The following is a 25,563-nucleotide window of genomic DNA, read 5'->3' as shown; positions in this document are numbered from 1 at the left end:
GACGGGCCATGTGCCCATCAGCGGATGACCTGCCCCCGCGAGTTGATGATGGTCATCTCGACAAATTTCGAGCCGACGTGGCTGTCCGGGCTGAAGTTGATGATGTAGCCGCCGAGGTCGACGTTTCTCATGCTTTCCAGCGCGGTGATCAGCTTTTCGCGGGTGAGGTCCTTGCCGGCGCGGCGCGTGCCTTCGACAAAGGCCTTGGCGGCGATGAATCCTTCGATGCTGGCGTAGTCGAACTCGTTGGGCTTGCCGGCCGCCTGCAGCAGGCGCAGGTATTCGCGCACCACCGGCAGCGTGGCATTGCCTGGGTGGGGCATGACTTGCGAGATGATCACGCCGCTGCCCTTGGCGCCGACTTCCTTGGCGAGTGCCTGGGTGCCGACGAACGAGACGTTATAGAACTGGCCATTGAAGCCGCGGCGCAGCGCTTCCTTCACGAAGGCACCAGTGGTCCGGTACGCGTTGATCATCACCACCGCGTCGGGCTTGGACTTCATGGAGCCCTGCATGGCGTCGCCGATCTCCACCGTATTGCGCACCACGCCCTCGCGGGCGACGATCTGCACGCCGCTGTCGGGCGCGGCCTTGAGGGCGCGCTCGAGCGCTTCCAGGCCGGCCTTGCCGTAGGCGTCCTCGTTGTAGACCACGGCGACCCGCTTGAGGCCGGTGACGCGGACCTGGCGCAGGATGGCCGCGGCTTCCTCGTTGAAGCCGGCGCGCACGTGGAAGGCATAGCGGTTGAACGGCTCGCGCAGCGACTGGGCGCCGCTGTAGGGCGCGAAGAACGGCACCCTGGCCTGGGTGGCCAGCGGCAGCGAGGCCTCGCCGGTCTCCGTGCCGACGTAGCCGAACAGCGCGAAGGCGTGGTCCTCGTCGATCAGCGCGCGGGTATTCTTGGCGGCGGATTCCGGCTCGTTGAAGTCGTCCAGCACCTTGAGCTCGATCTTGCGGCCGTAGATGCCGCCGTGCTGGTTGATGTAGTCGAAGTAGAGCTGCGCGCCAGAATTGAGCTGCTTGCCTAGCATGGCGGTAGGCCCGGTGAGCGCAGCCGACTGGCCCAGCAGGATGGTGTCCGCGCTGACGCCGTTCTCGGCGCTGGCATTGGCAACGAATGAGCCGATGGCGCATGCCACCAGCAGGCCGGCAATGCGCCAGGCCCTGACCCCAGAATGCACTTGCATGGTTTCCCCGTGAAAAACGGTGTGTTCTTTACCCGTGAATGCCTTGCCGGTCTGTGCCGGCGCTGCCCTGGCGCCATCCCCTGGCGCAGCGTCGGGCTATCATAATCGAATACAATCGGAGCCTAACAATTTCCCCCGGCGGTGCCCGTCGGGGCGACGCCGGCATACAACACGCGACGCCACCAGGCTAGTCCGGCAACGGCCTTTCTGCACGGTGACCAGGCCCCGCCGCGTGTGGCCGCTCAGCCGCCCCAATGCTGCTGCCCCATGGCAGTCGCGCCGCCCGTCCCCAATTGCTTGCCAGGAGAATCCATGGCTTCCCGCATCGTCCGTGCCGCTTGCCCGCACGATTGTCCTGATACCTGTGCCTTGCTCGTCACCGTTGAAGACGGCCGCGCGACCAAGGTGGCGGGAGATCCCGACCATCCCGGCACCCAGGGCGTGCTGTGCACCAAGGTGTCGCGCTACACGGACCGCACTTACCACCCCGACCGCCTGCTGACGCCGATGAAGCGGGTCGGCCGCAAGGGCGAAGGCAAGTTCGAGCCGATTTCCTGGGACGAGGCGCTGGACACCGTGGCCACGCGCTTGTCTGCCATCGCCGCGCGCGACCCGCAGGCCATCCTGCCGTACAGCTATGCCGGCACCATGGGGCTAGTGCAGGGCGAGAGCATGGCGGCGCGCTTCTTTCACAAGCTGGGCGCCTCGCTGCTTGACCGCACGATCTGCGCCAGCGCCGGTGCCACCGCGCTGCGCTACACCTATGGCGCCAGCATCGGCATGGATATCGAGCATGTGCCCGATGCCAAGCTCATCATCATCTGGGGCGGCAACCCCATCGCCTCCAACCTGCATTTCTGGACGCGGGTGCAGCAAGCCAAGCGGCGTGGCGCCACCCTGGTGGCGATCGACCCGTACCGCTCGCTGACTGCCGAGAAATGCCATCGCCACATCGCCTTGATGCCCGGCACCGACGGCGCGCTGGCGCTGGCGATGATGCACGTGCTGATGCGCGACGGCCTGCTCGACTTTGAGTACATCGCGAGCCACACGGTGGGCTTCGAGGCGCTGCGCGAGCGCGCCCAGGCCTACACCCCGCAGCGCGCGGCCGAGATTTGTGGCGTCAGCGTGGATGACATCGAATGGCTGGCCGGCCTCTACGGGCAACTCGCGGTGCGCGAGCGCCAGCCGGTGGCGATCCGCCTGAACTATGGCATGCAGCGTTCGCACGGCGGCGGCCAGGCGGTGCGCGCTGTGGCCTGCCTGCCGTCGCTGGTGGGGGCCTGGCGCCACGCGGCCGGGGGCCTGCAGCTGTCCACATCGGGCTTCTTCCCGGTGGACAACCTGGCGCTACAGCGCCCGGACCTGCTGCCGGGCCTGCCGGCGCTGCCGCGCACGGTCAACATGAGCACCATCGGTGACGCGCTGCTGGATGCCGGTGACGGCGCGGGCAACCCGAAGATCGAGGCGCTGGTGGTCTACAACAGCAACCCGGTGGCGGTAGCGCCGCAGTCGACCAAGGTGGCCGAAGGCTTCGCCCGTGAGGACCTGTTCACCGTGGTGCTGGAGCAGTTCCGCACCGATACGGCTGACTACGCCGACATCCTGCTGCCGGCCACCACCCAGCTCGAGCACGTGGATGTGCACAAGGCCTACGGCCATACGTACTTCCTGGCCAACAACCAGGCCATCGCGCCGCTGGGCGAGGCCGTGCCCAACACCGAGATCTTCCGCCGCCTGGCCCAGCGCATGGGCTTTGCCGAGCCGTGCTTTGCCGATAGCGACGAGGATATCGCCGCCCAGGCCATCGTGGCCACGGACCCGCGCGCGGCAGGCATCAGTTGGGAGTCCCTCAAGGCACAGGGCTGGCAAAAGCTCAACCTGCCGGCGGCGCCGCTCGCCGAAGGCGGCTTTGCCACGGCGTCCGGCAAGTGCGAGTTCTACTCGGAGATTATGCGCCGCGACGGCCTCGATCCCTTGCCCGACTACGTGCCCCCGTACGAGACCCCCGCGACCGCGCCGGAACTGGCTGCGCGCTATCCGCTGGCGATGATCTCGCCGCCGGCGCGCAATTTCCTCAACAGCTCGTTCGTCAACGTCGACAGCCTGCGCGCCACCGAAGGCGAGCCGCACCTGGACATCCATCCTGATGACGCCGCCCCGCGCGGTATCGCCAGTGGCAGCATGGTGCGCGCCTTCAACGACCGCGGCAGCATGCTGGCGCGGGCGCGCGTGACCGACCGGGCCCGGCGCGGGCTGGTGGTGGGGCTGTCGATCTGGTGGAAGAAGCTGGCGCCGGATGGCAAGAACGCCAACGAGCTCACCAGCCAGCGGCTGACCGACCTGGGCCGTGCGCCGGTGTTCTACGATTGCCTGGTGCAAGTGGAAGCTGCACCGGCCACGGCCACGGCCACGGCCACGGCCGCCGCCACCGCCACCGCCACCGCCACCGCCACCGCCACCGCCACCGCCACCGCCTAGCCACCATGAACCTGCGCCCGGCACGCACGCTTCAAGCCCTGGCTGCACTGGGGCTTGCCGCGCTGCTGTCCGGCTGCGACACGGTCGGCTACTACGCGCAGTCGATCGGCGGCCACCTTGGGGTGATGGCGGATTCCCGGCCATTGCCCGACGCCATTGCCGCGGCCCAGCAAGCCAAGGACACGCGGCTGGCTCAGCGCCTGGCCCTCGCCGGCACCATCCGCGACTTTGCTTCGCATGAGCTGAAGCTGCCGGACAACGGCAGCTACCGGCGCTACGCCAACCTGCACCGGTCGTATGTGGTGTGGAGCGTGTTCGCCACCCCCGAGCTGTCGATGGAACTGCACAAGTGGTGCTTCCTGGTGGTGGGCTGCATCAGTTACCGCGGCTATTACGCGCAGGAAGATGCCGACGGCTATGCGCAGGGCCTGCGCAAGGAGGGCCTGGAGCCGTATGTCGCCGGCATCCCGGCGTATTCCACGCTGGGCTATTTCGACGACCCGCTGCTCAATACCTTCGTCTACCAGCCCGAAGGCGAGCTGGCACGGCTGATCTTCCACGAACTGGCGCACCAGGTGGTCTATGTGCGCAATGACACCACCTTCAACGAGTCTTTTGCCACCGCGGTGGAAACGGCCGGGGTGGAGCGCTGGCTGGCGCTCGCGGCGTCGCCCGATGCCCGCGCCAGCTACCGCCAGTACGACCTGCGCCGCCAGCAATTTCGCGCGATGCTGCTGGACGCGCGCGATCGCCTCGATGCGCTCTATCACTCGCCCCTGTCAGACGATGCCAAGCGCGCGGGCAAGACGGAAATCTTCGCCGGCCTGCGTGCGCGCTATGCGAAGCTCAAGGAAGAGTGGGGCGGCTACAGCGGCTACGATCGCTGGTTCGAGCGGCCGCTGACCAATGCGCAGCTTGCCGCGGTGGCGACCTACCAGCAATGGGTGCCGGCTTTCACGGTGCTCCTGGCGCAAAACGGTGGCGACTGGACCGCGTTCTATGCCGAGGTCCGGCGCATCGGCGATCTGCCGCGCGCCGAACGCGACGCCCGCCTGCGCCAGCTGGCGCCGCCGGCCAGTGGCGGCGACGCGTTGACCGCCGGCGAAAGCGGGACCGCGGTAGGGGCCGCGATCGGCGCGGCACGCGCCAGCGGCGCGCCCGACATGCCATCCGCGCCCGCGGCGGGTGCCAAGCCTTGATGGACTGACTAGGTGCCCGTTGGGCGCTTCATCCGGCAGACAGAGGGCAGGTTCAGGCCTCCCCCTGCCGTCGTGCTGTCGAGGCGGAAGCCGTACTGCGTGCCTTCCACGCCAACCTTGACGGTCTTGCCGTCCACCGGCGCAATGGTCGAGACCACCTGCGGCAACAGCAACTGGTGATCGCTCCTGCGCATCAGCACGTCGCCAACGGGCGAGCGGTACTGCATGCCCTCGAGCGCAAACGCGATGCTGGTCGGGTCGTCGGATCTGGCGCGGCGAATCGCCTCGCTGAGCATTTGCACGGCGATCAGCACGCGCGGGGCGAAGTACTCGCCCGCCGGGGTTTGCCTGACCCGCGCCGCCAGCGCAGCCAGCACCGGATCGTCGCCGTTGGGCAGGTACTCGGCCACCCAGGTCAGGTGCGCGTTCTTTGCCTGCGACACGGCCAGCACCGTGCCGGGCGCGCCGCCGCCGCTATGGTTCAGGTAGTTCAGTTCGTAGCCGGCCTCGCCGCCGGCCTTGATCAGCAGGCTGAGGTCCTGGCCCCAGTTGCCCGTGACCACGGTATCGGCGCCGCTTTCCTTGATCCGGCTCATGTACGGCGCGAAGTCCTTGACTCGCGCCAGCGGGTGCAGCGCCTCGCCGACGAACTGCACGTCGGGCCGCGCTCCCGCGATCATCTGCCGGCCCAGTGCTGCCCAGATGCGGCCCTGGGTGTAATCCTGGTTGAGCAGGTAGACCTTGCGCATGCCCTTTTGCTCGCGCGCGAAATTGGCCAGCGCGCGCATTTTCATTGCCGTGTTCGCCTCGGTGGCGAAGTGCCAGAAGCTGCAGCGCGCGCCCGTCAGGTCGGGGTCGAGCGAGGCGTAGTTCATGATCAGCACGCGCTGCCCGGGGTTGCGCTCGTTGTGCCGGTTGACGGCCTCCACCAGCGCCGTGACCACCGGCGAGCCAGATGCGCCGGTGAACACCACTTGCACGCCGGCGTCGATCGCGCTTTGCAGCGCGATGAGGCTTTCCTGCGCAGAGAGCTTGTTGTCGTAGCTCACCAGCGCGTAGTTGCGCCCGAGCACGCCGCCTTGGGCGTTGGCGTCGTCGAGCGCGAACTTCAGGTTGGCCTGGAAGATCTGGCCCACGTTGGCCAGCGGCCCGGACAACTGGTCGATGAACGCCACCTTGATGGGTGCGGCGGCGTCCTGCTTTTTTTCCTGCGCCTTTTCCTGGGCCTGTAGCGGCAGCGCGCCGGCCAGCGCGAGCGCGGCAACGGCGACGCTGCGCATGAACACGCCACACGCCAGCGCGGCGATCCTGGCGGCGGCGCGTGGCGCGTGCCTCAAGTCATGGGACATCGATCCTCTCCTTCTGCTTGTCACCACGTGTCGATGAAACGGCGCGATCCGGCCGCCGGCGTATCGCGCGCGGCCGATGCCGGGAGCGCGGAGGCCAGGCCGCGCAGCAGCCAGTGGCGTGTGTCGGCCGGGTCGATGACGGCGTCGATTTCCAGGTGGCTAGCCATATTAAGCGCTCGGCCACGCTGGTAGGCGCCCTCGATCATGCGCGCAAACAAGGCTTCGCGCTCGTCCGGGTCGGCCACCGCTTCCAGTTCCTTGCGAAAACCCAGCCGGATCGAGCCCTCGATGCCCATCGCGCCGAACTCGCCGCTGGGCCAGGCTGCGGTAAAGAACGGCGCGCTGAAGCTGCCGCCCGCCATGGCTTGCGCGCCGAGGCCATAGCCCTTGCGCAGCACCACGGTGAAGAAGGGCACGCGCAGCGCGCCGGCGGTGACGAACAGGCGCGAGACGTGCCGCACCGTGGCGGTCTTCTCCGCCTCCGGTCCCACCATGAAGCCAGGCGTGTCGCACAGCGAGACGATGGGTAAGCCGTGCGCATCGCATAGCTGCATGAAGCGCGCGGCCTTGTCGGCGGCCGCGGCATCGATGGCGCCGCCCAGGTGCCGCGGGTTGTTGGCGATGCAGCCGAAGGCGCGGCCCTCGATGCGGATCAGCGCGGTGATGATGCCCGCGCCAAAGGCGGCGCGCAGTTCCAGCACGGAGTCGTGATCGGCCAGCGCCGCGAGCACGCTGCGCATGTCGTAGCTGCGCAGCCGGTTCTCAGGGATCAGGTGGCGCAGCGCGCGCGCATCGCCGGCCTCCCAGTCGGGCAGGTCGCCCTGGAAATAGGACAGGTAGCGGCGCGCCGTCTCCACCGCCGCTATCTCGTCGTCGACCAGCACGTCGATCACGCCGTTGGGTGCTTGCACGCTCACCGGGCCGACTTCCTCCGGAGCGAACACGCCGAGCCCACCGCCTTCGATCATGGCCGGGCCGCCCATGCCGATGGTGGCGTTGCGCGTGGCGATGATCACGTCGGCGCAGCCTAGCAGCGCGGCATTGCCGGCAAAGCAGCGCCCGGAGACGATGCCCACCAGCGGCACCTGGCCGGACAGCCGCGCGAACTGGATGAAGGACGTGCAATCCAGCCCTGCCACCACCGGGGTGTCAGTGTCTCCGGGCCGCCCGCCGCCGCCTTCGGCGAACAGCACCACCGGCAGGCGCCACTGGCGCGCCAGCGCCAGCATGCGGTCCAGCTTCTTGTGGCCGTAGAAGCCCTGGGTGCCGGCCAGCACCGTGTAGTCGTACGCCAGCACCATGCAGCGCGCATCCGTGGCCGGGAAGCGTCCGGCGTTGACGGTGCCGATGCCGGTGACGATGCCATCGGCGGGCGTCGCGCGCTCCAGGTCTTCCACGCTGCGGCGCTGGCGCTGCGCGGCGATGGCAAGCGCGCCGTACTCGATGAATGAGTTGGCATCGCACAGCTGGGCGATGTTCTCGCGCGCGGTGCGCCCGCCGCGGGCATGGTGCTTGTCCACCGCCTGCGGGCGGGCCGCGTCCTGCGTGAGCGCGTGGCGGGCCAGGGCGTCGCGCAGGTCCGCGCGGATATGGGCGGGATCCACGGCGGCGCCGGCATGCGCCCCATGATGGCCGCCTTCATCCAGCGACAGCACGATCACCGGTGCGCCCGCGCGCAGCACGTCGCCGGGCGCGGCCAGCACGCGTAGCACTTCGCCCGCGCCTGGCGCTTCCAGCGGGTGCTCCATCTTCATGGCTTCGATGATGGCCAGCGATTGGCCGCGCCGCACGCGGTCGCCGGGGCGCACCTGCACCGCTGCCAGCGCGCCATCCATAGGTGCGCTGAGCAGCTCGGCATCCTCGGGCAGGTCGTCCGGCAGCGTGGATGCGAGCGCTTGCGGGCCGCTGGCCGCGGCCACCGCATGCAGCGCCGGATGGCCGGGATCGCTGCCCTGCGACTGCGCAGCGAGGGCCGGTAGCGCCGCGTCCAGGTACTGCGTGTGGACTGCGTTACGCCGCACATCGTCGCGCAGCAGCAGGTCCTGCAGCAGCCTGCGGTTGGTGTCGATGCCTTCGATGCGGAACTCGCACAGCGCCCGATAAGCCTGGGCCAGCGCGCGCGCGTAGTTGCCGCCGGGCTCATGCACGATCAGCTTGGCCAGCAGCGAGTCGAAACGCGGATTGACCGTCATGCCGGCATGGCCCGCGCTATCGACGCGCACGCCGGGGCCGCTGGGCGGCTCGTAGGCATCGATGCGGCCGCTGGCGGGGCGCAACTGGCCCTGCGCGTCGAGGTGCTCGGCGTTGATGCGCAACTGCACCGCGATGCCGCGCGGCGCGGGCGCCTGCGCCAGCCCGAGGTGGCCGAGATCCTGCCCGGCGGCAATGGCCAGCTGCAGCTGGACCAGGTCCACGCCGGTCACCATTTCCGTGACGGTGTGCTCCACCTGCAGGCGCGGGTTGGCCTCCATGAACCAGAACTCGCCATCCGCACCATTCGCAGCATCCGCACCCAGCAGGAACTCAAAGGTGCCGATGCCGCGATAGGCGCTGGCGCGCGCCAGCGTGATCGCGGCCTGGGCCAGGCGCGCACGCATGCCAGCATCGAGCGAAGGGCTGGGTGCCACTTCAACCAGCTTCTGGTGCCTGCGCTGCAGGCTGCATTCGCGCTCGCCCAGGGCGATCACGCCGCCGGCCGCATCTGCCACCACCTGGATCTCGATATGGCGCGGTGCATGCACGATGCGCTCCACGTAGACGGCACCGTTGCCGAACGCAGCCGTGGCCTCGGAGACGCAGCGGGCATAAGCCTCGTCGATGTCCGCTGCCGCGTGCACCGCGCGCATGCCGCGCCCGCCGCCGCCGGCCAGCGCCTTGATCATCATGCCGGCCGCCTTGCCTGGCGCTTGCAGCGAGGCAAAGAACGCATGCGTCGCTTCCAGCGTCGTCGGCCCGGTGGAGCCCGGCACCACCGGCACGTTGCACTCGTGCGCCAGCGCGCGCGCGCGCGCCTTGTCGCCGAACAGGCGCAGCACGTCGGGTGCGGGGCCGACGAAGGCCAGGCCGGCATCCAGGCAGGCCTGGGCAAACTCCGCGTTCTCGGACAACAGGCCGTAACCCGGGTGGACCACGTCGCAGCCACTGCGGCGCGCGGCTTCCACTACCTGCGCGATATCGAGGTAGGCGCGCGGGCCGGTGCCGGGCAGCGCCACCGCGCCATCGGCCTTGCGCACGTGGAGGGCGTCGCGATCGTCCTCGCTATAAAGCGCCACGCTTTCCAGGCCCATTGCGGCGGCGGCGCGGGCGATGCGGATGGCGATTTCACTGCGATTGGCGATCAGTAGCTTGCGGAACGTCATGATGCGAAGAAGGTAAGTGTGGCGGATTTCATAGGGAAGGGCATCGCGGGATCAGCCAAGCTGCTCGGCCAGCGGCGCCAGGTCCTGCTTGCGCACCTTGCCCGTGGCGGTCAGCGGCAGGGCGTCGACAATATGCACGAGCGGCACCTTGTAGACGGCCATGTTGGCGCGGCACCATTGCACCAGCGCCGCGTTGTCCACCGTGCCGATGGCTTCGGGCTTGAGCATGACAAAGGCCACCGGCAACTGGCCGCGGTCCTCATCCGCGCGGCCCAGCACCGCCGAGCCGAGAATGGCCGGATGCTGGCCCAGCAGCGCCTCGATCTCGGCCGGGAACACGCTCATGCCGTTGACCTTGAGCATCTCCTTGCGCCGGCCCAGGTAGTGCAGATAGCCGTGCTCGTCGATCAGGCCGATGTCGCCTGTGTGGAACCAGCCGTCGCGCAGCGACTCGCGCGTGGCGTCGGGCTTGTTCCAGTAGCCTTTGAGCAGGGTCGGCGTGCGCACGCACAGCTCGCCCTCGGCGCCCGGCGGCAGCAGCTCGCCGCTGGCGAAGTCGCAGATCTTGAACTCGGTGCCGGGCACGGGCAGGCCGACAAAGATGGGCTGGGCGCGCAGGTCCAGGTCATCGTCCTGCATGCCGTAGGCAAAGGTATTGCAGGTTTGCGTCTCGGTCATGCCCCAGGCGGTCTCGGCGATGACCGAGCCGGTCAGCGCCTGCCACGCGCGGCGATAAGGCAGGTTGAGCTTCTTGACGAAGGACGATACGCCCACGTAGCGCAGCGAGCGCAATGCGTACTGCGCCGCGCGCGGGTGCTCCATTACCTCCACCGCGTTGTCCACCAGCATCGACGCGTTGGTGACTTGGTAGCGCTGCACCGCCGCCATGAAGGTCTCGGGATCCCAGCGCGCAAGCAGCACCAGTGGGATGCCAAAGAAGGCGGGGAAGATCAGGCAGAGGTTTTCGCCCGCGATCCAGAACTCGGGGAAGAAGCCCAGCATGACGCTGTCGTCGGCGATGTCGAGCGAGACCGCGCCGAACGCGGCCGCCATGTCCACCATATCGCCCTGGGTGTGGATGCAGCCCTTGGGCAGGCCCGTGGTGCCGCCAGTGTAGTTGAGCGCGGCCACGGCATCGAGCGAGGCCGGTGTGGCAGGGGCTGCGTGCGTGCACGCCGCCATCGCGGACAGCAGGTCGATGGCGTGGCCGTCCGCTTCGCAGTCATGGCGCGGGGCCTGCACCATGGGCGGCAGCGGCAATGTGGGCTCGGTGGGAATCACGTCGGCAAAGCTGGTCGAAAACAGCAGGGCGAGCGGATCCTGCGCGCCCAGCGCGGCGCGCGTTTCGCGCACCAGCGGCACCAACTGGTCCAGCGCGATCAGCGCGCGCGGCGTGCTGTCGGTGAGCGCGTGCTGCAACTCGGCGCGCTGCGAGAGCGGGCTGATCGGCACGTACACGGCGCCCAGCTTGAGGATGCCGAAGAACACGATGTGGAACTGCGGGCAGTTCGGCATCAGCACCGCCACGCGGTCACCGGCGCCGACGCCGTGTGCTGCCAGCAGCGCGGCGCAGCGCTCGCTCTGCGCGTCCAGCTCCGCGTAGGTGGTTTCGTGGCCGTAGAAGATCACCGCGGGGCGGTCTGGCCGGGTGCGGCCCCAGTGGCGCAGCATGTCCGTGAGCGGCTGGCGCCCCAGCGGATATTGCGGCGTGCGCGGGGTGCGCTCGGGCCATGCGCGCTGCCAGCGCGCATGCATGTCGGCCAGGTAGGTCGTTTCGTCCATTGGCGGTGTCTCCTTGCTGATGGGCCGCCAAGCCGGCTTGGGCTGGCGAAATTTACTCTTTGGTATATTTGTTTACCCTTGGGTATGATCGTATTGGCATTGCCGTCATGCGTCAAGCCAGGTGCCGCCCGCGTGAATCCAGGTTTCAGGGGGAGCGGGTCAACGCCAAAACGGACTGCCGGGCCTTCCAGCCACGGCGCCATGCGAGAATCGCGTCATGCCGACTGCACAGAAAACCGCTCCCGCCGCCGAGGCCGCTCCGGAGATCGCTCCGGACGCCGTACCTGCCCGCTCGCATATCGCCGAGCGGCAGGAAGCGCGCCGCCGCCAGATCCTCGATGCCGCTGCCCAGCTGTTCTATACCAAGGGCTATCCCGGCATGACGATGAACGACCTGTGCCGCGCGCTGGGCGTGACCAAGCCGGCGGTGTACTACTACTTCACCGACAAGTACGAGATCTTCGACATCTTGTGCCGCGAGTCCGCGCAGACCTGCCTGCCGGTCATCCGCGAGACCGCCGACCCGGCGCTGCCGGTGCGCGAGCGCCTGCATACCTGCCTGCTGGAAATGGCGCGGCGTTGCATTGCCTGCTACGTGCCCGCCACGCTCAGCTTTCGCGACAACCAGTACCTGCGGCCGGAAACGGTGACGTGGCTGCGCAATATGGCGCGCGCCTTTTACCGCGACCTCTATGCGCTGCTGGAGGAAGGCAAGCGCACGGGCGTGTTCAGCTATGGCGACGCGCGCGTGACCGCCCATGCGATCGGCAGCGTGGTTGGCTTCATGTACACCTGGCACCAGCCCGAGCGCATGGAGGCGCAGGCGCTGGCGGAAGAGCTGGCCACGAGCATGATGAAGATGGTGTTGCCGGTGAACGCCTGACTTCGGCAAGGCTTTTCGTAGCGGCCTGGCGCAAGCCGCTAGGGGAATTCCCCAGTCCGGGTTGAACTGTGCGCTAAACTTCACGTCAGACGATGAGGAAGGTCCAGAGGACTTCATCTAACGTGTTGTCTTAACCGGGTCGCGCGTTTAGCATCTGTCGAAAATCGAACGACCATTCAGAAAATCAGGAGACGGTGCATGGAAAGACTGTGGCTGAAGCATTACCCGGCCGGCGTGCCTGCCGAGATCGATAGCAGTCAGTTCCGCTCGCTGGCCGAATTGCTCGAGGCGTCCTTCCGCACCTATGCTGATCGCCGTGCCTTTGTGTGCATGGACAAGTCGATCACCTACGGCGAACTCGACCGCATGTCGCGGCAATTCGCAGCGTGGCTGCAGTCGCGCGGGCTCAAGCCGGGCGCGCGCGTGGCCATCATGATGCCCAACGTGCTGCAGTATCCGGTGGTGCTGGCCGCGGTGCTGCGTGCCGGCTTTGTCGTGGTCAACGTCAATCCGCTCTACACCCCGCGCGAACTCGAGCATCAACTCAAGGACAGCGGCGCCGAAGCCATCGTCATCCTCGAGAACTTCGCCACCACGCTGCAGCAAGTGCTGTCCGCCACGCAGGTCAAGCATGTGGTGGTGGCCAGCATGGGCGACCTGCTGGGCGGCCTCAAGGGCGCGATCGTCAATTTCGTGGTGCGCAACGTCAAGAAGATGGTGCCGGCCTGGGAGCTGCCCAACTGCGTGCGCTTCAACGCAGTGCTGGCAGAGGGGCGCGGCATGCAGTTGCAGCCTGCCACCACGGGTCCAGACGACGTTGCCTTCCTGCAATACACCGGTGGCACCACTGGCGTGTCCAAGGGCGCCGTGCTGCTGCACCGGAACATCGTCTCCAACGTGCTGCAGTCCGAAGCCTGGATGCAGCCGGCGCTGGCCAAGGGTGCACCGATCGACCAGGTGATCACCATCACGGCGCTGCCGCTGTACCATATCTTCGCGCTGACGGTCTGCTGCCTGCTGGGCATGCGCAGCGGCGGCCTGAGCGTGCTGATCCCCAATCCGCGCGATATCCCCGGCTTCATCAAGGAGCTGCAGAAGTACAAGTTCAACATGTTCCCGGCGGTCAATACGCTGTACAACGCGCTGATCAACAGCCCGGATATCGACAAGGTCGACTTCTCCGGCTTGCGCGTGGCCAACGGCGGGGGCATGGCGGTGCAGGAAGCGGTGGCCAAGAAGTGGCTGGCCAGGACGGGCTGCCCGATCATCGAGGGCTACGGCTTGTCGGAGACCTCGCCTTCGGCGACCTGCAACCCGACTGATTCCGACGCGTTCTCCGGCACCATCGGCCTGCCGCTGCCGTCGACCGACATCGCCATTCGCGACGACGACGGCGCGGACGTGCCGCTCGGCCAGGCTGGCGAGATCTGCATCCGCGGCCCGCAGGTGATGGCCGGCTACTGGAACCGCCCGGACGAGACCGCCAAGGTCATGACGGCCGACGGCTTTTTCAAGTCCGGCGACATCGGTGTGATGGACGCGCGCGGCTACACCAAGATCGTCGACCGCAAGAAGGACATGATCCTGGTGTCCGGCTTCAACGTGTACCCGAACGAGGTCGAAGGCGTGGCCGCAGAGTGCCCGGGCGTGCTGGAGGTGGCAGCGGTGGGCGTGCCGGACGAGCATTCGGGCGAAGTGGTCAAGCTGTACGTGGTCCGCAAGGATCCCGCGCTGACGGAAGCCGAGCTGATCGCCTTCTGCAAGGAGCGCCTGACCGGCTACAAGCGGCCCAAGTTCGTGGAGTTCCGCAGCGAGTTGCCCAAGACCAATGTGGGCAAGATCCTGCGCCGCGAGCTGCGCGACAGCCGCAAGGCGGCCTGAGCGAAGAGCGCAAGCCAGCCACGCACGCCGCAGCAAGAACGGCCTCCCGCAAGGGAGGCCGTTTTTCATTCAGCGGGGCGCGTCAGCATTCCCGCGAGGGCACGAGCAGCGGCTCGGGGGCGCCGTCGGGATAGACCATCCGCACGCAGGCGCCGGGCTCCAGACCAGGTGCCGCAGGGCCATTGACGATGACGTTGCCGCCGCTGCCATCCAGTGGCGCCACCGTGTACTGGAACAGGTCCATGCGCGGCCGCGGCTGCGGGCGTAACAACGAGTTCAGGTCGACGGAAAAGCCAACGCCTGCGCCGCTCCAGCCACCGCCGTTCCATGCGCCGCCGCCAACGCCCACGGCGGTGCTCACCGCACCGTTGTCCGGCATGTCGACCTGGCCCACCAACGTCTTTGCGCCGATGCGCCCTAGTTTGATGGTGACGTTGAGCGGTGACACCTCGGGTCCTGGCGGCGTACTCTGGCAAGCCGCGAGGAGCAGCGTCAGCAGCGCGGCGCAAAGCGTGCCCGGTCCCGAGCGGGCTGCGTTCATGCGCTCACCAGCCCGGTCTTGAGCCGGCCCAGCAAGCGGAACAGGGCGCGCCGGTCGGTCTGGGGCAGGCCGCCGAACAATTGCTCGATCCAGTCTTCATGCGCGCGCGCCATCTTGGAAAACGCGGTGCGTCCGGCCGGCGTGAGCCGGATCAGGTAAGCGCGGCGATCGCTTGGCAAAGCCTCGCGCGAGACCAGGCCTTCTTGCTGGAGCTGGTCCGTGATGCCGGTGACGTTGCCGCCGGTGACCATCATGCGGCGCGACAGCTCGCCCATCTTCAGGCCCTCCGGATGGCGGTCGAGCTGGGACATCAGGTCAAAGCGCGGCAGGGTGCAGGCGAAATCCTGGCGCAGCCGGGAGCGGATGTCGGCCTCGACCAGATTGGTGCAGGTCAGCAGGCGCAGCCACAGGCGCAGGGCGTCGTGGGCGTTATCGTCGGCGCTGGTTTCGAGATCGACCGGCGCTTCTTCGGCGCCGGCCTTGGGCGGGGCCTCGGCGGCAGGTGGGGTGGGCATCGCGGCACGCTGGTTGTTTGATGCCTCAAGTATATGCGCTTGCACGTCGCCACGGGCCGGCGCGCGCCTCAATCCACCTTGGCGCCCGAGTCCTTGACCACCTTGGCCCACTTGGTGAGCTCGGCGCGGATAAAGGCGGCGAACTGCTCCGGCGTGTTGCCGACCGGGTCGGCGCCCTGGGCCAGCATCTTTTCCCGCATGGCCGGCGTGGCCAGCGCGCGCGTGACTTCCTGCTGGACGCGCGCGACGACCTCATGCGGCGTGCCGGCAGGCGCCAGCAAGCCGAACCAGGAACTGGCCTCGAAGCTCGGCAGGCGGGCCGCCTCTGCCACCGTTGGCACACCCGGCAGCGCCGGCGAGGGTTTGGCGCTGGTGACCGCCAGCGCCTTGAGCTTGCCGCTCTTGATCAGCGCCATCGACGAGGGCAGGTTGTCGAACATGAGCTGCATGGTGCCGCCGGCCAGGTCGGTCAGGGCCGGGCCGCTGCCCTTGTAAGGGAAGTGCACCATGAAGGTACGGGTCTGGGTCTTGAACAGCTCGCCTGCCAGGTGGATCGAGGTACCGTTGCCACTCGACGCCATATTGAGCTTGCCGGGGTTGGCGCGCGCATAGGCGATCAGGTCCGTGACGCTGTTGATGCGGTTTTGCTGCGCGAAGGCGGGGTTGACCACCAGTACATTGGGCACCGAGGCCACCTCGGTGATGGGGGTGAAGTCCTTGACCGGGTCGAACGGCAGCTTGCCGTACAGAGACTGGTTGATGCCATGCGTGCCCACCGTGCCCATCAGCAGCGTGTAGCCGTCCGGCGCGGCCTTGGCGACCATGTCGGTGCCGATGTTGCCGCCCGCGCCCGGCCGGTTGTCGACGACTACGTTCCAGCCCTGGAGCTTCGACAGCTCGGCGGCCACTGCACGCGCCAGGATGTCGGTCGTGCCGCCGGCGGGGAACGGCACCACCAGGCGGATCGGCTTGCTGGGGTAGGGATCCGCGGCTTGCGCGGGCGCTTGCCAGGCAAGGGGGCCAAGGCAGGCACCGGCGAGGGTGGCAAGCAGCCTGTGGGTCGCGCGGCGGCGGGTGCGGTGCATGGGGTCTCCTTATGGGTGCCTGCGTTTTGCCGGACGGCGCGATGGCGTGGTACGCATCGCCGATACATCCCGAAGGCTGCTGCATTGTAGTGTCGGCATAACAATGTGCCGATAAGGTGATGCCCTAGGACAGGAAGGCGAGGCAGCGCCATGAAAAAAGGCACCCGAAGGTGCCTTTGCAGTGCCGCGCGGATGCGCTTAGAACTTGTGGCGGATACCCACGCCGACGCCCAGCATGTTGTCGTTGTTGGAGCCGAGGAAGTAGCCGTTGGCGAAGCTGATTGCCGAGGTGTCGAAATTCAGGCCGGCGTTCTTCGCGTACGCGGCCGTCAGGTAGACGTCGGTGCGCTTGGACAGGTTGTAGTCGGCGATGAACGAAACCTGCCACGGGTTCTTGACGTTGACGCCGCCGAGGTTCTTGACGTCGTCATAGTTGTACTGCAGCGTCAGGCCCAGCGGTGCGGTGACCTGGTAGTTGGCACCGATCCAGTAGTAGTTGTCGCGCAGAATGGGCGCGCCGTTCTGTGCCTTGGCCTGGCCCCAGCGATAGCCGCCCATGATCTTGGCCGGGCCGAAGGCATAGCTGCCTGCCACTGCCGCCTTCTTGAACGTGCCGGTGTCGCCGGTCGCGCTCAGGGTCGGGTTGTACTGGTCGTAGGCGATGGTTGCGCCGAACGGACCGGCAGCATAGCCCACGCCGGCGCCGTAGCCGGTGTCGCGGCGGAACTGGCCCGGGACTTCGCCGTTGCCTGCCACGCCGTTGCCGAAGGACCAGTGCGCGATCGCGGTCACCGGACCGAATACGCCCGTGTACTTGGCCGTGTTGTCGGAGCGGAAGTTCAGGCCGAGCTGGGCGACCACCGGCTCATACTGGGTGGCGTAGCCGCTGGGCGAGAAGTTGGCGAGCAGGTCGAACAGCGTGGTGTACTGGCGACCAAAGGTGAAGCGGCCAGCCTGGGCGCTTTCGATACCCACGTACGCTTGACGACCGAACAGCCGGCCGCCTTGCTGCAGCGAGCCGGTGTCGAGGGCGAAGCCGTTTTCGAGCACGAACAGCGCCTTCAAGCCGCCGCCCAGGTCTTCCACGCCGCGCAGGCCCCAGCGCGAGCCGGACAGGCCACCGGAGGACATGCGAAAGACAGAGTTGCCTCGGCCGGTATTGAAGCCGTTGGCGGCCGACGGCGCAACGCCGAGATGATTGACGTATTCGAGGTTCATATCCGCAACGCCGTACAGCGTCACGCTGGACTGGGCCTGTGCGGCACCCGCGAATGCACCCAACGCAGCCAGCGCGAGAAGCGATTTTTTCATGCTCGATGATCTCCGTGTAAGAATTATTGGTGGCCAGCGGAGAAACCTCCTGAGTCTCCATTTTCCGCTTACCCAACTTCGTCAGAAGCTGCCAACTACTGTAACAAACCGCCTTCGATTCACAATCGGGTTCACTGCCCTTGTCAGCTTTTCACAACTCAGGGTTTTGGAGTATCTGGCCCTTGCCGGCACGGGCCACGCGGGAGAGGCCCGGCAAGTCCGCCACGGTACAATGCGGGAAATCCCGAGAGCGTATTCATCGGTCCATTTCCCCCTTCGCCAGGGCGTGGGACGCGGAACCGCTCCGAGCAACCACCAGCCATGCATCCATGGATACCTTGATTCGCGAATTCGATGTGGCCTTGCGCGCGATCGCAGGCGTCACCCGCGCCAGCCGCGCCAATCCTGCCGAGGCGCTTGCGCCCGATGCGCAGAGCCTCGACGAGACGCAACGCCGCCACGTGGCCGGGCTCATGCGCATCAATCACGTGGGTGAGGTCTGCGCGCAGGCCCTTTACCAGGCCCAGAAGCTGACCGCGCGCACGCCGCAGGTTCGCGCGCAGATGGATGAGGCCGCGCGCGAGGAAGAAGACCATCTCGGCTGGTGCGCCGAACGCCTGCGCGAGCTCGGCTCGCGTCCCAGCCTGCTCAACCCGCTCTGGTACGCGGGCGCGTTTGCCATCGGCTGGGCGGCGGGGCGAGCGGGCGACCGCGTCAGCCTGGGATTCGTCTCCGAGACCGAGTACCAGGTCGAGCAGCACCTGAATGGCCATCTCGAGCAGATCCCCGTTGCCGACGACCGGTCGCGCGCGATCCTGGAGCAGATGCGCGATGACGAGGTGAGGCACGGCGCCGCCGCCCGCGAGGCGGGCGGCATGCCGCTGCCCTCGCCGGTGCGCGCGATGATGCGGGCGGCCTCCAAGGTGATGACCACCGCCGCGTATCGGATCTGAGGGACGGCGACGGAGGCGGGAAGCCCCGCCCCGGCGCCTCGCGCGCCGGTAAGCCAGGTACCCCCCGCACGCGGGGTAGACGCGAAAACGTTGTATCCTTCCATCGGTCCGGCTCGGCCGTTTTTCCTGCTGCAGGCAGTTCCTTCCTCAGTTGTTCTCAGGTGGTTTCTCTGCTTTCTTCCATAAGATCTTCATTTCATTGGGAATTCACTTTTTCGGTGCGCGAGGTGTGCGCGCTAAGTCATTGTTCTAATTAAAAAAACCCGGATTGTTGCCCCACAACGAGCCTTGACCCGTGAAATCGCTTCCTCTAAAGTGGGAAATAGTGTGAGGAAGTGTGTTTTTGTGTGAAAACGCAGTCTGGCTATGGGATCATCGCCCAACGTCGGATTTAAAGGATTCACGCGCCAGCCGGTGGCAAGCATGCCGGCGCGGACCGGGGAGCTAGCTTGTTTCAGGGCGCATCGGCGCTGTCACTGGATGCCAAGGGCCGGATGTCGATTCCGGCGCGGCACCGTGAAGCGCTACAACAGCAGGCCGAGGGCCGGGTAACGCTGACCAAGCACCCGGACGGCTGCCTGCTGCTGTTTCCGCGCCCTGAATGGGAAAACTTCCGTGGTCGCATAGCGGCTTTGCCGATGGACGCGCACTGGTGGAAGCGCATCTTCCTGGGCAATGCCGCTGATGTCGACATGGACGGCGCGGGCCGGGTGCTGATCGCCCCCGAGCTGCGTAGCGCCGCTTTGCTCGACAAGGAAGTCATGCTGCTCGGTATGGGCAGCCATTTCGAAGTCTGGGATGCCGCAACCTACGCCGCCAAGGAACAGCAGGCGATGGCGCAGGGCATGCCGGAAGCATTAAAGAATTTCTCTTTCTGACGAGGTCATGAGCTCAACCCAAACGCCGGGGACCACCGCCCTGCGCCATCGCACCGTGTTGCTGGACGAGGCTGTCGAAGCCCTGGTCTGGCGGCCCGATGGCGTCTATGTGGACGGCACCTTCGGCAGAGGGGGGCACAGCCGGGCAATTCTGGCCCGGCTGGGCCCGGCCGGGGCACTGGTGGCCTTCGACAAGGATCCGGCAGCAATCGCAGAGGCGGGCACCATCAAGGATGCCCGCTTCTCCATTGAGCACACCAGCTTCGCCGAGATGCCGGCGGCGCTGGCGGGCCGGGGAAAGGTCGCCGGGATATTGCTCGACCTGGGCATCAGCTCACCCCAGATCGACGACGCGGAGCGGGGGTTTTCCTTTCGCTTCGAGGGACCGCTGGACATGCGCATGGACACCACGCGCGGCATGACCGCCGCGCAGTGGCTGGCGCAAGCGGATGAGCAAGACATCGCAAGGGTGATACGGGACTATGGGGAAGAACGGTTTGCTGTACAGATTGCAAAGGCGGTTGTTGCTCGCCGGAGCGAACCCGGCCATGGCGGACCGCTTGCCACTACTGCCGAGCTTGCCGCGCTCGTGGCGAAAGCCGTCAAAACACGCGAGAAGGGTCAGGACCCTGCGACCCGCACCTTTCAGGCTCTACGGATTCACGTCAATCAAGAGCTTGCGGACCTCGAAAGCGGCCTGAGCGCCGCTTACGACTTGTTGCAGGAAGGCGGGCGGCTGGTGGTCATCAGTTTTCATTCGCTTGAGGACCGCATCGTCAAGCGGTTCATGCAGGCGCACGCCCGTCCGCAGCAGAATGCCGATCCCGCCATGCGCCGCGCGCCCCTGCGCGCGGACCAGCTGCCGCAGCCCACGCTGAAGCTGCTCGGCCGGGTCAAGCCGGGCGCCGACGAGGTTGCCGCCAATCCGCGTGCCCGCTCCGCGGTGATGCGCGTGGCCGAGAAGCTGCCGTCCCCGGCGTCCCCTTCGTCCGCTTCCACCCAGAAGGCGGGCCGCCCATGAACCGCCTGACTTTCTTCCTGCTGGCTGCCCTGATGCTGTGCGCGCTCTCGCTGGTGAGCGCGCAGCACCAAGCCCGCACCCTGTTCGTCGCCCACGAGCGCGCGCAAGCGGAAGAAAAGCAGCTCGACATCGACTGGTCCCGCTTGCAATACCTGCAGAGCTCGCTCGGCAAGAGCGCGCGCATCGCGGACGCAGCCCGGACACAGTTGAAGATGACGCCGGTGCTTCCCGGCAGGACCCAATACCTGGCCGGCGTGGTGCTGGACGCGCCGCCCGCCAGCGCGCCCGCGGCTGCAGCACCCGAGGGGAGTAAGCCATGACCATCGCCCGGCCCTCGCAAAACGCCCAGCGCGGCAACCCTTCGCGCCCGCGCACCGGCCAGTTCGCCGCTAGCCCCGTGCTTGGCTTGCGCCTGCCGATGTGGCGCTCGAAGCTGGTGGTGTTCATGATGTTCGCCGCCTTCGTCGCCCTGGCTGGGCGCGCGCTCTGGATCCAGGGCCCGGGCAACCAGTTCTACGAGGCCGAAGGCAAGAAGCGCTTCCAGCGCACGCTCGAGCTGCCCGCAACGCGCGGCAAGATCCTCGACCGCAATGGGCTGGTGCTGGCGACCAGCTTGCCCGTGAAGGCCATCTGGGCGGTCCCGGAGGATGTGCCCGACGAGATCGATGCTGACAAGATCCGCCAGTTGAGCAAGCTGCTCGACATGAGCGACAAGGAACTGCGCCGCAAATTCACGGAAGACAAGAGCTTCGTCTACCTGAAGCGCCAGGTGCTGCAGGATGTCGCGGACAAGATCGCCGCGCTCAAGATCGAAGGCATTCACCAGACCCGCGAATACAAGCGCTTCTATCCGGAAGGCGAGGCGATGGCGCACATCGTCGGCTTTACCAATGTCGAAGACCGCGGCCAGGAAGGCGTGGAGCTGGCGCGCGAGGGCGTGCTGGCCGGCAAGTCCGGCGCGCGCCAGGTGATCAAGGACCGCCTTGGCCGCGTGGTGGAGGATGTCGGCATCCTCAAGACGCCGCGCGACGGCGAGGACCAGCAGCTCTCCATCGACGCCAAGATCCAGTACCTGGCCTACAACGAGGTCAAGGCCATCGTCGAGCGCAGCAAGGCGAAGGCGGCCAGCGCTGTGGTGCTCGACGCGCAGACCGGTGAGGTGCTGGCGCTGGCCAACTGGCCGACCTACAACCCCAACGACCGCACCCGCCTGTCGGGCGAGCAGCTGCGCAACCGAGTCCTGACCGACACCTTCGAGCCGGGCTCGATGATGAAGCCGATCACGATCGGCCTGGCGCTGCAGCTCAAGCGCGTCACGCCGTCGACGGTATTTGCCACGACCGGCAAGTTCAACTACGAAGGCGCCACCATCAGCGACACCCACAACTACGGGGCGCTGACCGTGGCCGGCATCATCCAGAAGTCCAGCAACATCGGCACGACCAAGATTTCGATGCTGCTCAAGCCACAGGAAATGTGGGATATGTATATGAGCGTGGGCCTGGGCCAGGCGCCCAAGATCGGCTTCCCCGGCGCCGTGGCCGGACGGGTGCGCCCGTACAAGAGCTGGCGGCCCATCGAGCAGGCGACCATGTCCTATGGCTACGGCCTGTCGGTGTCGCTGTTCCAGATCGCCCACGCTTACACCATCTTCGCCCATGATGGCGAACTGATCCCGGTCACCATGTTCCGGAACCAGGGCCCGGTCACTGGCGAGCGCGTGCTGTCGCCCGAGGTGGCGCGCCAGGTGCGGGCCATGCTGGAGACGGTGACGGCGCCTGGCGGCACTGCGCCTGAAGCCCAGGTGATGGGCTACCGGGTTGGCGGCAAGACGGGCACGGCGTACAAGCACGTGGGCCGCGGCTACGACCGCAGCAAGTACCGGGCTTCCTTCATCGGCCTGGCGCCGATGTCCAACCCGCGCGTGATCGTGGCCGTGAGCGTGGATGAGCCTACCTCCGGCAGCCACTATGGTGGCGCCGCTGCGGGCCCGGCCTTCTCCGCGATTACCGGCGGCGCGCTACGCGCGCTCAATGTGCAACCGGATTCGCCGATCCGCCAGTTGGTCGTGAGCGACAAGGTGCAGGAAAGCGAACCGTGGAGCGCGACGCAATGACCCGTACGCTGCTCCCCCTCGAAGTGGCCGCGCAGGCTGGCGATGCCTTGGCCTGGCTGCGCCAGCACGCGCCCGCCGGCGCCAAGCTGACGGGCGACACGCGCCGTCTGGCCCAGGGCGACGTGTTCTTTGCCTATGTGCTGGGCAATGCGCGCCTGTCGACCGATGGGCGCCCCCATATCGCCCAGGCGATCGCCCGCGGCGCCAGCGCCGTGGTCTTTGAGGCCGATGGTTTCGCCTGGCCGCATGGCGAAGGCGTGCCGCATCTTGGCGTGTCGGGCCTGCACCAGTTCGCCGGCCCGATTGCGGCCAGCTGGTATGACAACGCCGCGCGCGATCTCGCCGTGACCGGCATCACCGGCACCAATGGCAAGACGTCGTGCTGCCAGTGGCTGGCGCGCGTGCTGCAGGCCGCGGGCAAGCGCTGCGCCACCATCGGCACGCTTGGCACCGGTTTTCCTGATGCGCTCACGGCGACCGGCTTCACCACGCCCGACGCCGTCCAGCTGCAGGACAGCCTGGCCGCGCTGCATGGCGCCGGCGCGCGCGCGGTCGCCATGGAAGTGTCCTCGCACGGCCTGGAGCAAGGCCGCGTGGCCGGCACGCACTTTGCGGTGGCGGTGCTGACCAACCTGACCCAGGACCATCTCGACTACCACGGCACCATGGCCGAGTACGAGGCGGCCAAGGCCCTGCTGTTCCAATGGCCCGGCCTGCGTGCCGCCGTGATCAACCGCGACGATGCCATGGGGGGGCGCCTGCTGGCCAATCCTGCGCTCGCCGCGCAGGTGATCGAATACGGCATCGATGGCGCGGCCGCCCCTACCCGCAAGACAGGCCAGTGGCTGCGCGCGACCAACGTGCGCGCCACCGCTGCCGGCACGGCCTTCCATGTGGATGGCAGCTTCGGCAGCGCCGATGTCAGCACGCCGATGATCGGCGCTTTCAATGTCAGCAACCTGCTCGCCGTGCTGGGCGCCACGCTGGCCAACGGCATTGCCTGGGCTGCTGCCATCGACGCGCTGCGCACCCTCAAGCCGGTCGACGGCCGCATGGAGTTGTTCGGCGGCAGCCATGGCGGCCAGGACGGGCCGCTGGCAGTGGTCGATTACGCCCACACCCCGGATGCACTGGAAAAGACGCTGGATGCGCTGCGCCCCGTGGCCCAGGCCCGCAAGGGCCGGCTGTGGTGCGTGTTCGGCTGTGGCGGCGACCGCGACCCGATCAAGCGCCCGCTGATGGGCGAAGTGGCCGAGCGGCTCGCCGACGAGGTGGTGCTGACCAGCGACAACCCGCGCAGCGAAGACCCGCAAGACATCCTGAACGCCATTGCCGACGGCATGGCCGACCGCAGCCGCGCGCACCTGATCGAGGACCGCGCAGCTGCCATCCTGTATGCCATCAAGCACGCCACCGTAGCCGATGTGGTGCTGGTGGCCGGCAAGGGGCACGAAGCCACCCAGGAGGTGCAGGGCCGCAAGCGGCCTTTCTCCGACCGCGAGCATGTCCGGCTGACGCTGGGCACGCGTGGGGTGTCAGCATGACGCAATACACCATGACCGATTTGCAGCAAGCCGCCGGCTGGATCGCCGGCGCGCGTCTTTCCGGGCCCGATGGCGCAGCCAGCCGGGCGTTCTCGCGCGTGCTGACTGACAGCCGCACGGTCCAGCCCGGCGACCTGTTTGTCGCGCTCAAGGGCGAGCGCTTCGATGCGCACGATTTCCTGGCCGACGTGGTGGCGCGTGGCGCCGCCGCGGTGCTGGTGGACCATGAGCCCGACGCCGCGCTTGGCATTTCCGCCATCGTGGTGCCCGATACCCGCCTGGCGCTGGGCCAGCTGGCCGCCGGCTGGCGCCGCCGTTTCAGCCTGCCCGCGGTCGCAGTGACGGGCAGCAACGGCAAGACCACCGTCAAGGAGATGATCGCCGCGATCTTCGCGGCGGCGGTAGGGGAGGGCGCCCGCCTGGCAACGGGCGGCAACCTGAACAACGATATCGGCCTGCCGCTGACCGTGCTGCGGCTGTCCGCCGTGCACCGGCTCGCCGTGCTCGAGCTCGGCATGAACCACCCGGGTGAGACCGTCTACCTGGCCAGCATCGCACAGCCTACCGTGGCGGTGGTGACCAACGCGCAGCGCGAGCACCAGGAGTTCATGGTGAACGTGGAGGCCGTGGCGCATGAACACGCCGCGGCGATTGCGGCGTTGCCCGCAGACGGCGTGGCGGTGTTCCCGCTCGACGCCGAAGGCGGCGGCGCGCATGCCGGCATCTGGCGCCAGGCAGCCGGTGCGCGCCGCGTGCTGTCGTTTGGTCTGGATGCCAGCGCCGATGTCCGCGCCGATGTGGCTCTGGACGACGGCGTGCAAGTGATGCAGGTCAGCGCGCCTGGTGCTGCGTTCGAGGTCCGCCTGTCGGTGCTTGGCACCCACAACGTGCGCAACGCGCTGGCGGCGATCGCCTGCGCGCTGGGCGCGGGCGTCGGCATCGAGGCGATCCAGGCAGGGCTGGCCGGGTTTGCCGCGGTCAAGGGCCGGCTGCAGGTCAAGCATGCCACCGGCGGCACGCTGGTGATCGATGACAGCTACAACGCCAATCCCGATTCGGTACGAGCGGCTATCGACGTGCTGGCCGGGTTTGCCGCGCCGCGTTTGCTGGTGCTGGGCGACATGGGTGAAGTGGGTGACCAGGGGCCGGCCTTTCACACGGAGATCGGCGCCTACGCGAACGCGCGCGGCATCGAGGCGCTGTGGGCAACCGGCGAGGCCATGGTGCACGCCGTGCAGGCATTCGGCGCCACAGCCCGGTATTTCGAGCGGGCCGAGGACCTCGCCCAGGCGTTGGCGCAAGACAAGGACGGTGCCGTGGCGGCAGCAAGCGCGGTACTGGTGAAGGGATCTCGGTTCATGCGGATGGAACGGATGGTCGATGCGCTGGTCGCAAACACTCCCGCGCATTAATCGTCATCAATAGTTATTTACGCAATCAGTCAGATAGCCCGGCGCCGCTGGGTGGTTGTCGAAAGG

At 67.5% G+C, this 25,563-nt stretch carries 19 protein-coding genes; 11 read left to right on the top strand and 8 right to left on the bottom strand.

Going from position 1 to position 25,563, the window contains the following annotated elements; all coding sequences use genetic code 11:
* Window positions 1-17 precede the first annotated feature (17 nt).
* Window positions 18-1,187 carry an ABC transporter substrate-binding protein gene (locus AC1RQK_RS06480; protein WP_416049761.1) on the bottom strand — a complete coding sequence of 390 codons (1,170 nt, stop codon included), beginning with the start codon at window positions 1,185-1,187 and terminating at the stop codon, window positions 18-20.
* Between the two features lie 312 nt (window positions 1,188-1,499).
* Between AC1RQK_RS06480 and AC1RQK_RS06475 the strand changes: the two genes are divergently transcribed.
* Window positions 1,500-3,668 (top strand): molybdopterin-containing oxidoreductase family protein, encoded by a 2,169-nt coding sequence (locus tag AC1RQK_RS06475; protein ID WP_492808097.1) that lies wholly within the window; start codon window positions 1,500-1,502, stop codon window positions 3,666-3,668.
* 5 nt (window positions 3,669-3,673) lie between these two features.
* Window positions 3,674-4,867 (top strand): aminopeptidase, encoded by a 1,194-nt coding sequence (locus AC1RQK_RS06470; protein WP_492808096.1) that lies wholly within the window; start codon window positions 3,674-3,676, stop codon window positions 4,865-4,867.
* 8 nt (window positions 4,868-4,875) lie between these two features.
* Here AC1RQK_RS06470 and AC1RQK_RS06465 read toward each other — a convergent pair whose 3' ends face one another.
* From AC1RQK_RS06465 to AC1RQK_RS06455, 3 genes are read right to left on the bottom strand one after another with little or no spacing between them, the layout of a single operon-like run.
* Window positions 4,876-6,216 carry a branched-chain amino acid ABC transporter substrate-binding protein gene (locus AC1RQK_RS06465; RefSeq protein ID WP_492808094.1) on the bottom strand — a complete coding sequence of 447 codons (1,341 nt, stop codon included), beginning with the start codon at window positions 6,214-6,216 and terminating at the stop codon, window positions 4,876-4,878.
* Between the two features lie 20 nt (window positions 6,217-6,236).
* Window positions 6,237-9,575 (bottom strand): acetyl-CoA carboxylase family protein, encoded by a 3,339-nt coding sequence (locus AC1RQK_RS06460; RefSeq protein WP_492808092.1) that lies wholly within the window; start codon window positions 9,573-9,575, stop codon window positions 6,237-6,239.
* Between the two features lie 51 nt (window positions 9,576-9,626).
* Window positions 9,627-11,357: an AMP-binding protein gene (locus AC1RQK_RS06455; protein ID WP_492808090.1), complete on the bottom strand. Its 1,731-nt coding sequence runs from the start codon at window positions 11,355-11,357 to the stop codon at window positions 9,627-9,629.
* 217 nt (window positions 11,358-11,574) lie between these two features.
* On the opposite strand from AC1RQK_RS06455, the gene AC1RQK_RS06450 reads away from it, so the two are divergent.
* The gene (locus AC1RQK_RS06450; protein ID WP_492808089.1) at window positions 11,575-12,240 is read left to right on the top strand and encodes a TetR/AcrR family transcriptional regulator; all 666 of its coding nucleotides are present in this window, start codon (window positions 11,575-11,577) and stop codon (window positions 12,238-12,240) included.
* Window positions 12,241-12,438: 198 nt separating this feature from the next.
* On the top strand, window positions 12,439-14,121 hold the full coding sequence (locus tag AC1RQK_RS06445; RefSeq protein WP_492808087.1) for a long-chain fatty acid--CoA ligase: 1,683 nt from the start codon (window positions 12,439-12,441) through the stop codon (window positions 14,119-14,121).
* An 82-nt stretch (window positions 14,122-14,203) separates the two neighbouring features.
* Here AC1RQK_RS06445 and AC1RQK_RS06440 read toward each other — a convergent pair whose 3' ends face one another.
* From AC1RQK_RS06440 to AC1RQK_RS06425, 4 genes are all read right to left on the bottom strand, one after another.
* Window positions 14,204-14,662: a hypothetical protein gene (locus AC1RQK_RS06440; RefSeq protein ID WP_492374453.1), complete on the bottom strand. Its 459-nt coding sequence runs from the start codon at window positions 14,660-14,662 to the stop codon at window positions 14,204-14,206.
* Window positions 14,659-15,177, bottom strand: coding sequence for a MarR family winged helix-turn-helix transcriptional regulator (locus AC1RQK_RS06435; protein ID WP_150986796.1), 519 nt, complete (start codon window positions 15,175-15,177; stop codon window positions 14,659-14,661). Before AC1RQK_RS06435 ends, AC1RQK_RS06440 begins: the two co-directional genes overlap by 4 nt.
* A gap of 68 nt (window positions 15,178-15,245) precedes the next feature.
* Window positions 15,246-16,262: a Bug family tripartite tricarboxylate transporter substrate binding protein gene (locus AC1RQK_RS06430; RefSeq protein ID WP_492808086.1), complete on the bottom strand. Its 1,017-nt coding sequence runs from the start codon at window positions 16,260-16,262 to the stop codon at window positions 15,246-15,248.
* A 198-nt stretch (window positions 16,263-16,460) separates the two neighbouring features.
* Complete coding sequence (locus tag AC1RQK_RS06425) at window positions 16,461-17,573, bottom strand: porin (RefSeq protein ID WP_492808085.1); 1,113 nt, start codon at window positions 17,571-17,573, stop codon at window positions 16,461-16,463.
* Between the two features lie 329 nt (window positions 17,574-17,902).
* Here AC1RQK_RS06425 and coq7 point away from each other — a divergent pair, with 329 nt between their 5' ends.
* From coq7 to AC1RQK_RS06390, 7 genes are all read left to right on the top strand, one after another.
* Complete coding sequence (coq7, locus tag AC1RQK_RS06420) at window positions 17,903-18,526, top strand: 2-polyprenyl-3-methyl-6-methoxy-1,4-benzoquinone monooxygenase (RefSeq protein WP_174423057.1); 624 nt, start codon at window positions 17,903-17,905, stop codon at window positions 18,524-18,526.
* Between the two features lie 449 nt (window positions 18,527-18,975).
* Complete coding sequence (mraZ, locus tag AC1RQK_RS06415; RefSeq protein ID WP_150986800.1) at window positions 18,976-19,404, top strand: division/cell wall cluster transcriptional repressor MraZ; 429 nt, start codon at window positions 18,976-18,978, stop codon at window positions 19,402-19,404.
* A gap of 7 nt (window positions 19,405-19,411) precedes the next feature.
* Window positions 19,412-20,425 carry a 16S rRNA (cytosine(1402)-N(4))-methyltransferase RsmH gene (rsmH, locus tag AC1RQK_RS06410; protein ID WP_492808084.1) on the top strand — a complete coding sequence of 338 codons (1,014 nt, stop codon included), beginning with the start codon at window positions 19,412-19,414 and terminating at the stop codon, window positions 20,423-20,425.
* On the top strand, window positions 20,422-20,745 hold the full coding sequence (gene ftsL, locus AC1RQK_RS06405; protein ID WP_492808083.1) for a cell division protein FtsL: 324 nt from the start codon (window positions 20,422-20,424) through the stop codon (window positions 20,743-20,745). Before rsmH ends, ftsL begins: the two co-directional genes overlap by 4 nt.
* A complete protein-coding gene (locus AC1RQK_RS06400) occupies window positions 20,742-22,541 on the top strand; it encodes a peptidoglycan D,D-transpeptidase FtsI family protein (protein WP_492808082.1) in 1,800 nt (599 codons plus the stop codon). The genes ftsL and AC1RQK_RS06400 overlap by 4 nt, the downstream gene beginning before the upstream one ends.
* Window positions 22,538-24,085: a UDP-N-acetylmuramoyl-L-alanyl-D-glutamate--2,6-diaminopimelate ligase gene (locus AC1RQK_RS06395; RefSeq protein WP_492374446.1), complete on the top strand. Its 1,548-nt coding sequence runs from the start codon at window positions 22,538-22,540 to the stop codon at window positions 24,083-24,085. Before AC1RQK_RS06400 ends, AC1RQK_RS06395 begins: the two co-directional genes overlap by 4 nt.
* The gene (locus AC1RQK_RS06390) at window positions 24,082-25,497 is read left to right on the top strand and encodes a UDP-N-acetylmuramoyl-tripeptide--D-alanyl-D-alanine ligase (protein ID WP_492374445.1); all 1,416 of its coding nucleotides are present in this window, start codon (window positions 24,082-24,084) and stop codon (window positions 25,495-25,497) included. Before AC1RQK_RS06395 ends, AC1RQK_RS06390 begins: the two co-directional genes overlap by 4 nt.
* The last annotated feature ends 66 nt before the right edge of the window (window positions 25,498-25,563 follow it).

This window comes from Cupriavidus sp. GW822-FHT02D05 (assembly GCF_058802485.1).
Note: the sequence above shows the minus strand (reverse complement) of the source record. Positions and strands in the feature narration are given on the sequence as shown.

Coding starts and splice junctions, on each gene's coding strand:
- AC1RQK_RS06480 (WP_416049761.1), bottom strand. CDS start 1,187: ATGCAAGTGCATTCTGGGGTCAGGGCCTGGCGCATTGCCGGCCTGCTG.
- AC1RQK_RS06475 (WP_492808097.1), top strand. CDS start 1,500: ATGGCTTCCCGCATCGTCCGTGCCGCTTGCCCGCACGATTGTCCTGAT.
- AC1RQK_RS06470 (WP_492808096.1), top strand. CDS start 3,674: ATGAACCTGCGCCCGGCACGCACGCTTCAAGCCCTGGCTGCACTGGGG.
- AC1RQK_RS06465 (WP_492808094.1), bottom strand. CDS start 6,216: ATGTCCCATGACTTGAGGCACGCGCCACGCGCCGCCGCCAGGATCGCC.
- AC1RQK_RS06460 (WP_492808092.1), bottom strand. CDS start 9,575: ATGACGTTCCGCAAGCTACTGATCGCCAATCGCAGTGAAATCGCCATC.
- AC1RQK_RS06455 (WP_492808090.1), bottom strand. CDS start 11,357: ATGGACGAAACGACCTACCTGGCCGACATGCATGCGCGCTGGCAGCGC.
- AC1RQK_RS06450 (WP_492808089.1), top strand. CDS start 11,575: ATGCCGACTGCACAGAAAACCGCTCCCGCCGCCGAGGCCGCTCCGGAG.
- AC1RQK_RS06445 (WP_492808087.1), top strand. CDS start 12,439: ATGGAAAGACTGTGGCTGAAGCATTACCCGGCCGGCGTGCCTGCCGAG.
- AC1RQK_RS06440 (WP_492374453.1), bottom strand. CDS start 14,662: ATGAACGCAGCCCGCTCGGGACCGGGCACGCTTTGCGCCGCGCTGCTG.
- AC1RQK_RS06435 (WP_150986796.1), bottom strand. CDS start 15,177: ATGCCCACCCCACCTGCCGCCGAGGCCCCGCCCAAGGCCGGCGCCGAA.
- AC1RQK_RS06430 (WP_492808086.1), bottom strand. CDS start 16,262: ATGCACCGCACCCGCCGCCGCGCGACCCACAGGCTGCTTGCCACCCTC.
- AC1RQK_RS06425 (WP_492808085.1), bottom strand. CDS start 17,573: ATGAAAAAATCGCTTCTCGCGCTGGCTGCGTTGGGTGCATTCGCGGGT.
- coq7 (WP_174423057.1), top strand. CDS start 17,903: ATGGATACCTTGATTCGCGAATTCGATGTGGCCTTGCGCGCGATCGCA.
- rsmH (WP_492808084.1), top strand. CDS start 19,412: ATGAGCTCAACCCAAACGCCGGGGACCACCGCCCTGCGCCATCGCACC.
- ftsL (WP_492808083.1), top strand. CDS start 20,422: ATGAACCGCCTGACTTTCTTCCTGCTGGCTGCCCTGATGCTGTGCGCG.
- AC1RQK_RS06400 (WP_492808082.1), top strand. CDS start 20,742: ATGACCATCGCCCGGCCCTCGCAAAACGCCCAGCGCGGCAACCCTTCG.
- AC1RQK_RS06395 (WP_492374446.1), top strand. CDS start 22,538: ATGACCCGTACGCTGCTCCCCCTCGAAGTGGCCGCGCAGGCTGGCGAT.
- AC1RQK_RS06390 (WP_492374445.1), top strand. CDS start 24,082: ATGACGCAATACACCATGACCGATTTGCAGCAAGCCGCCGGCTGGATC.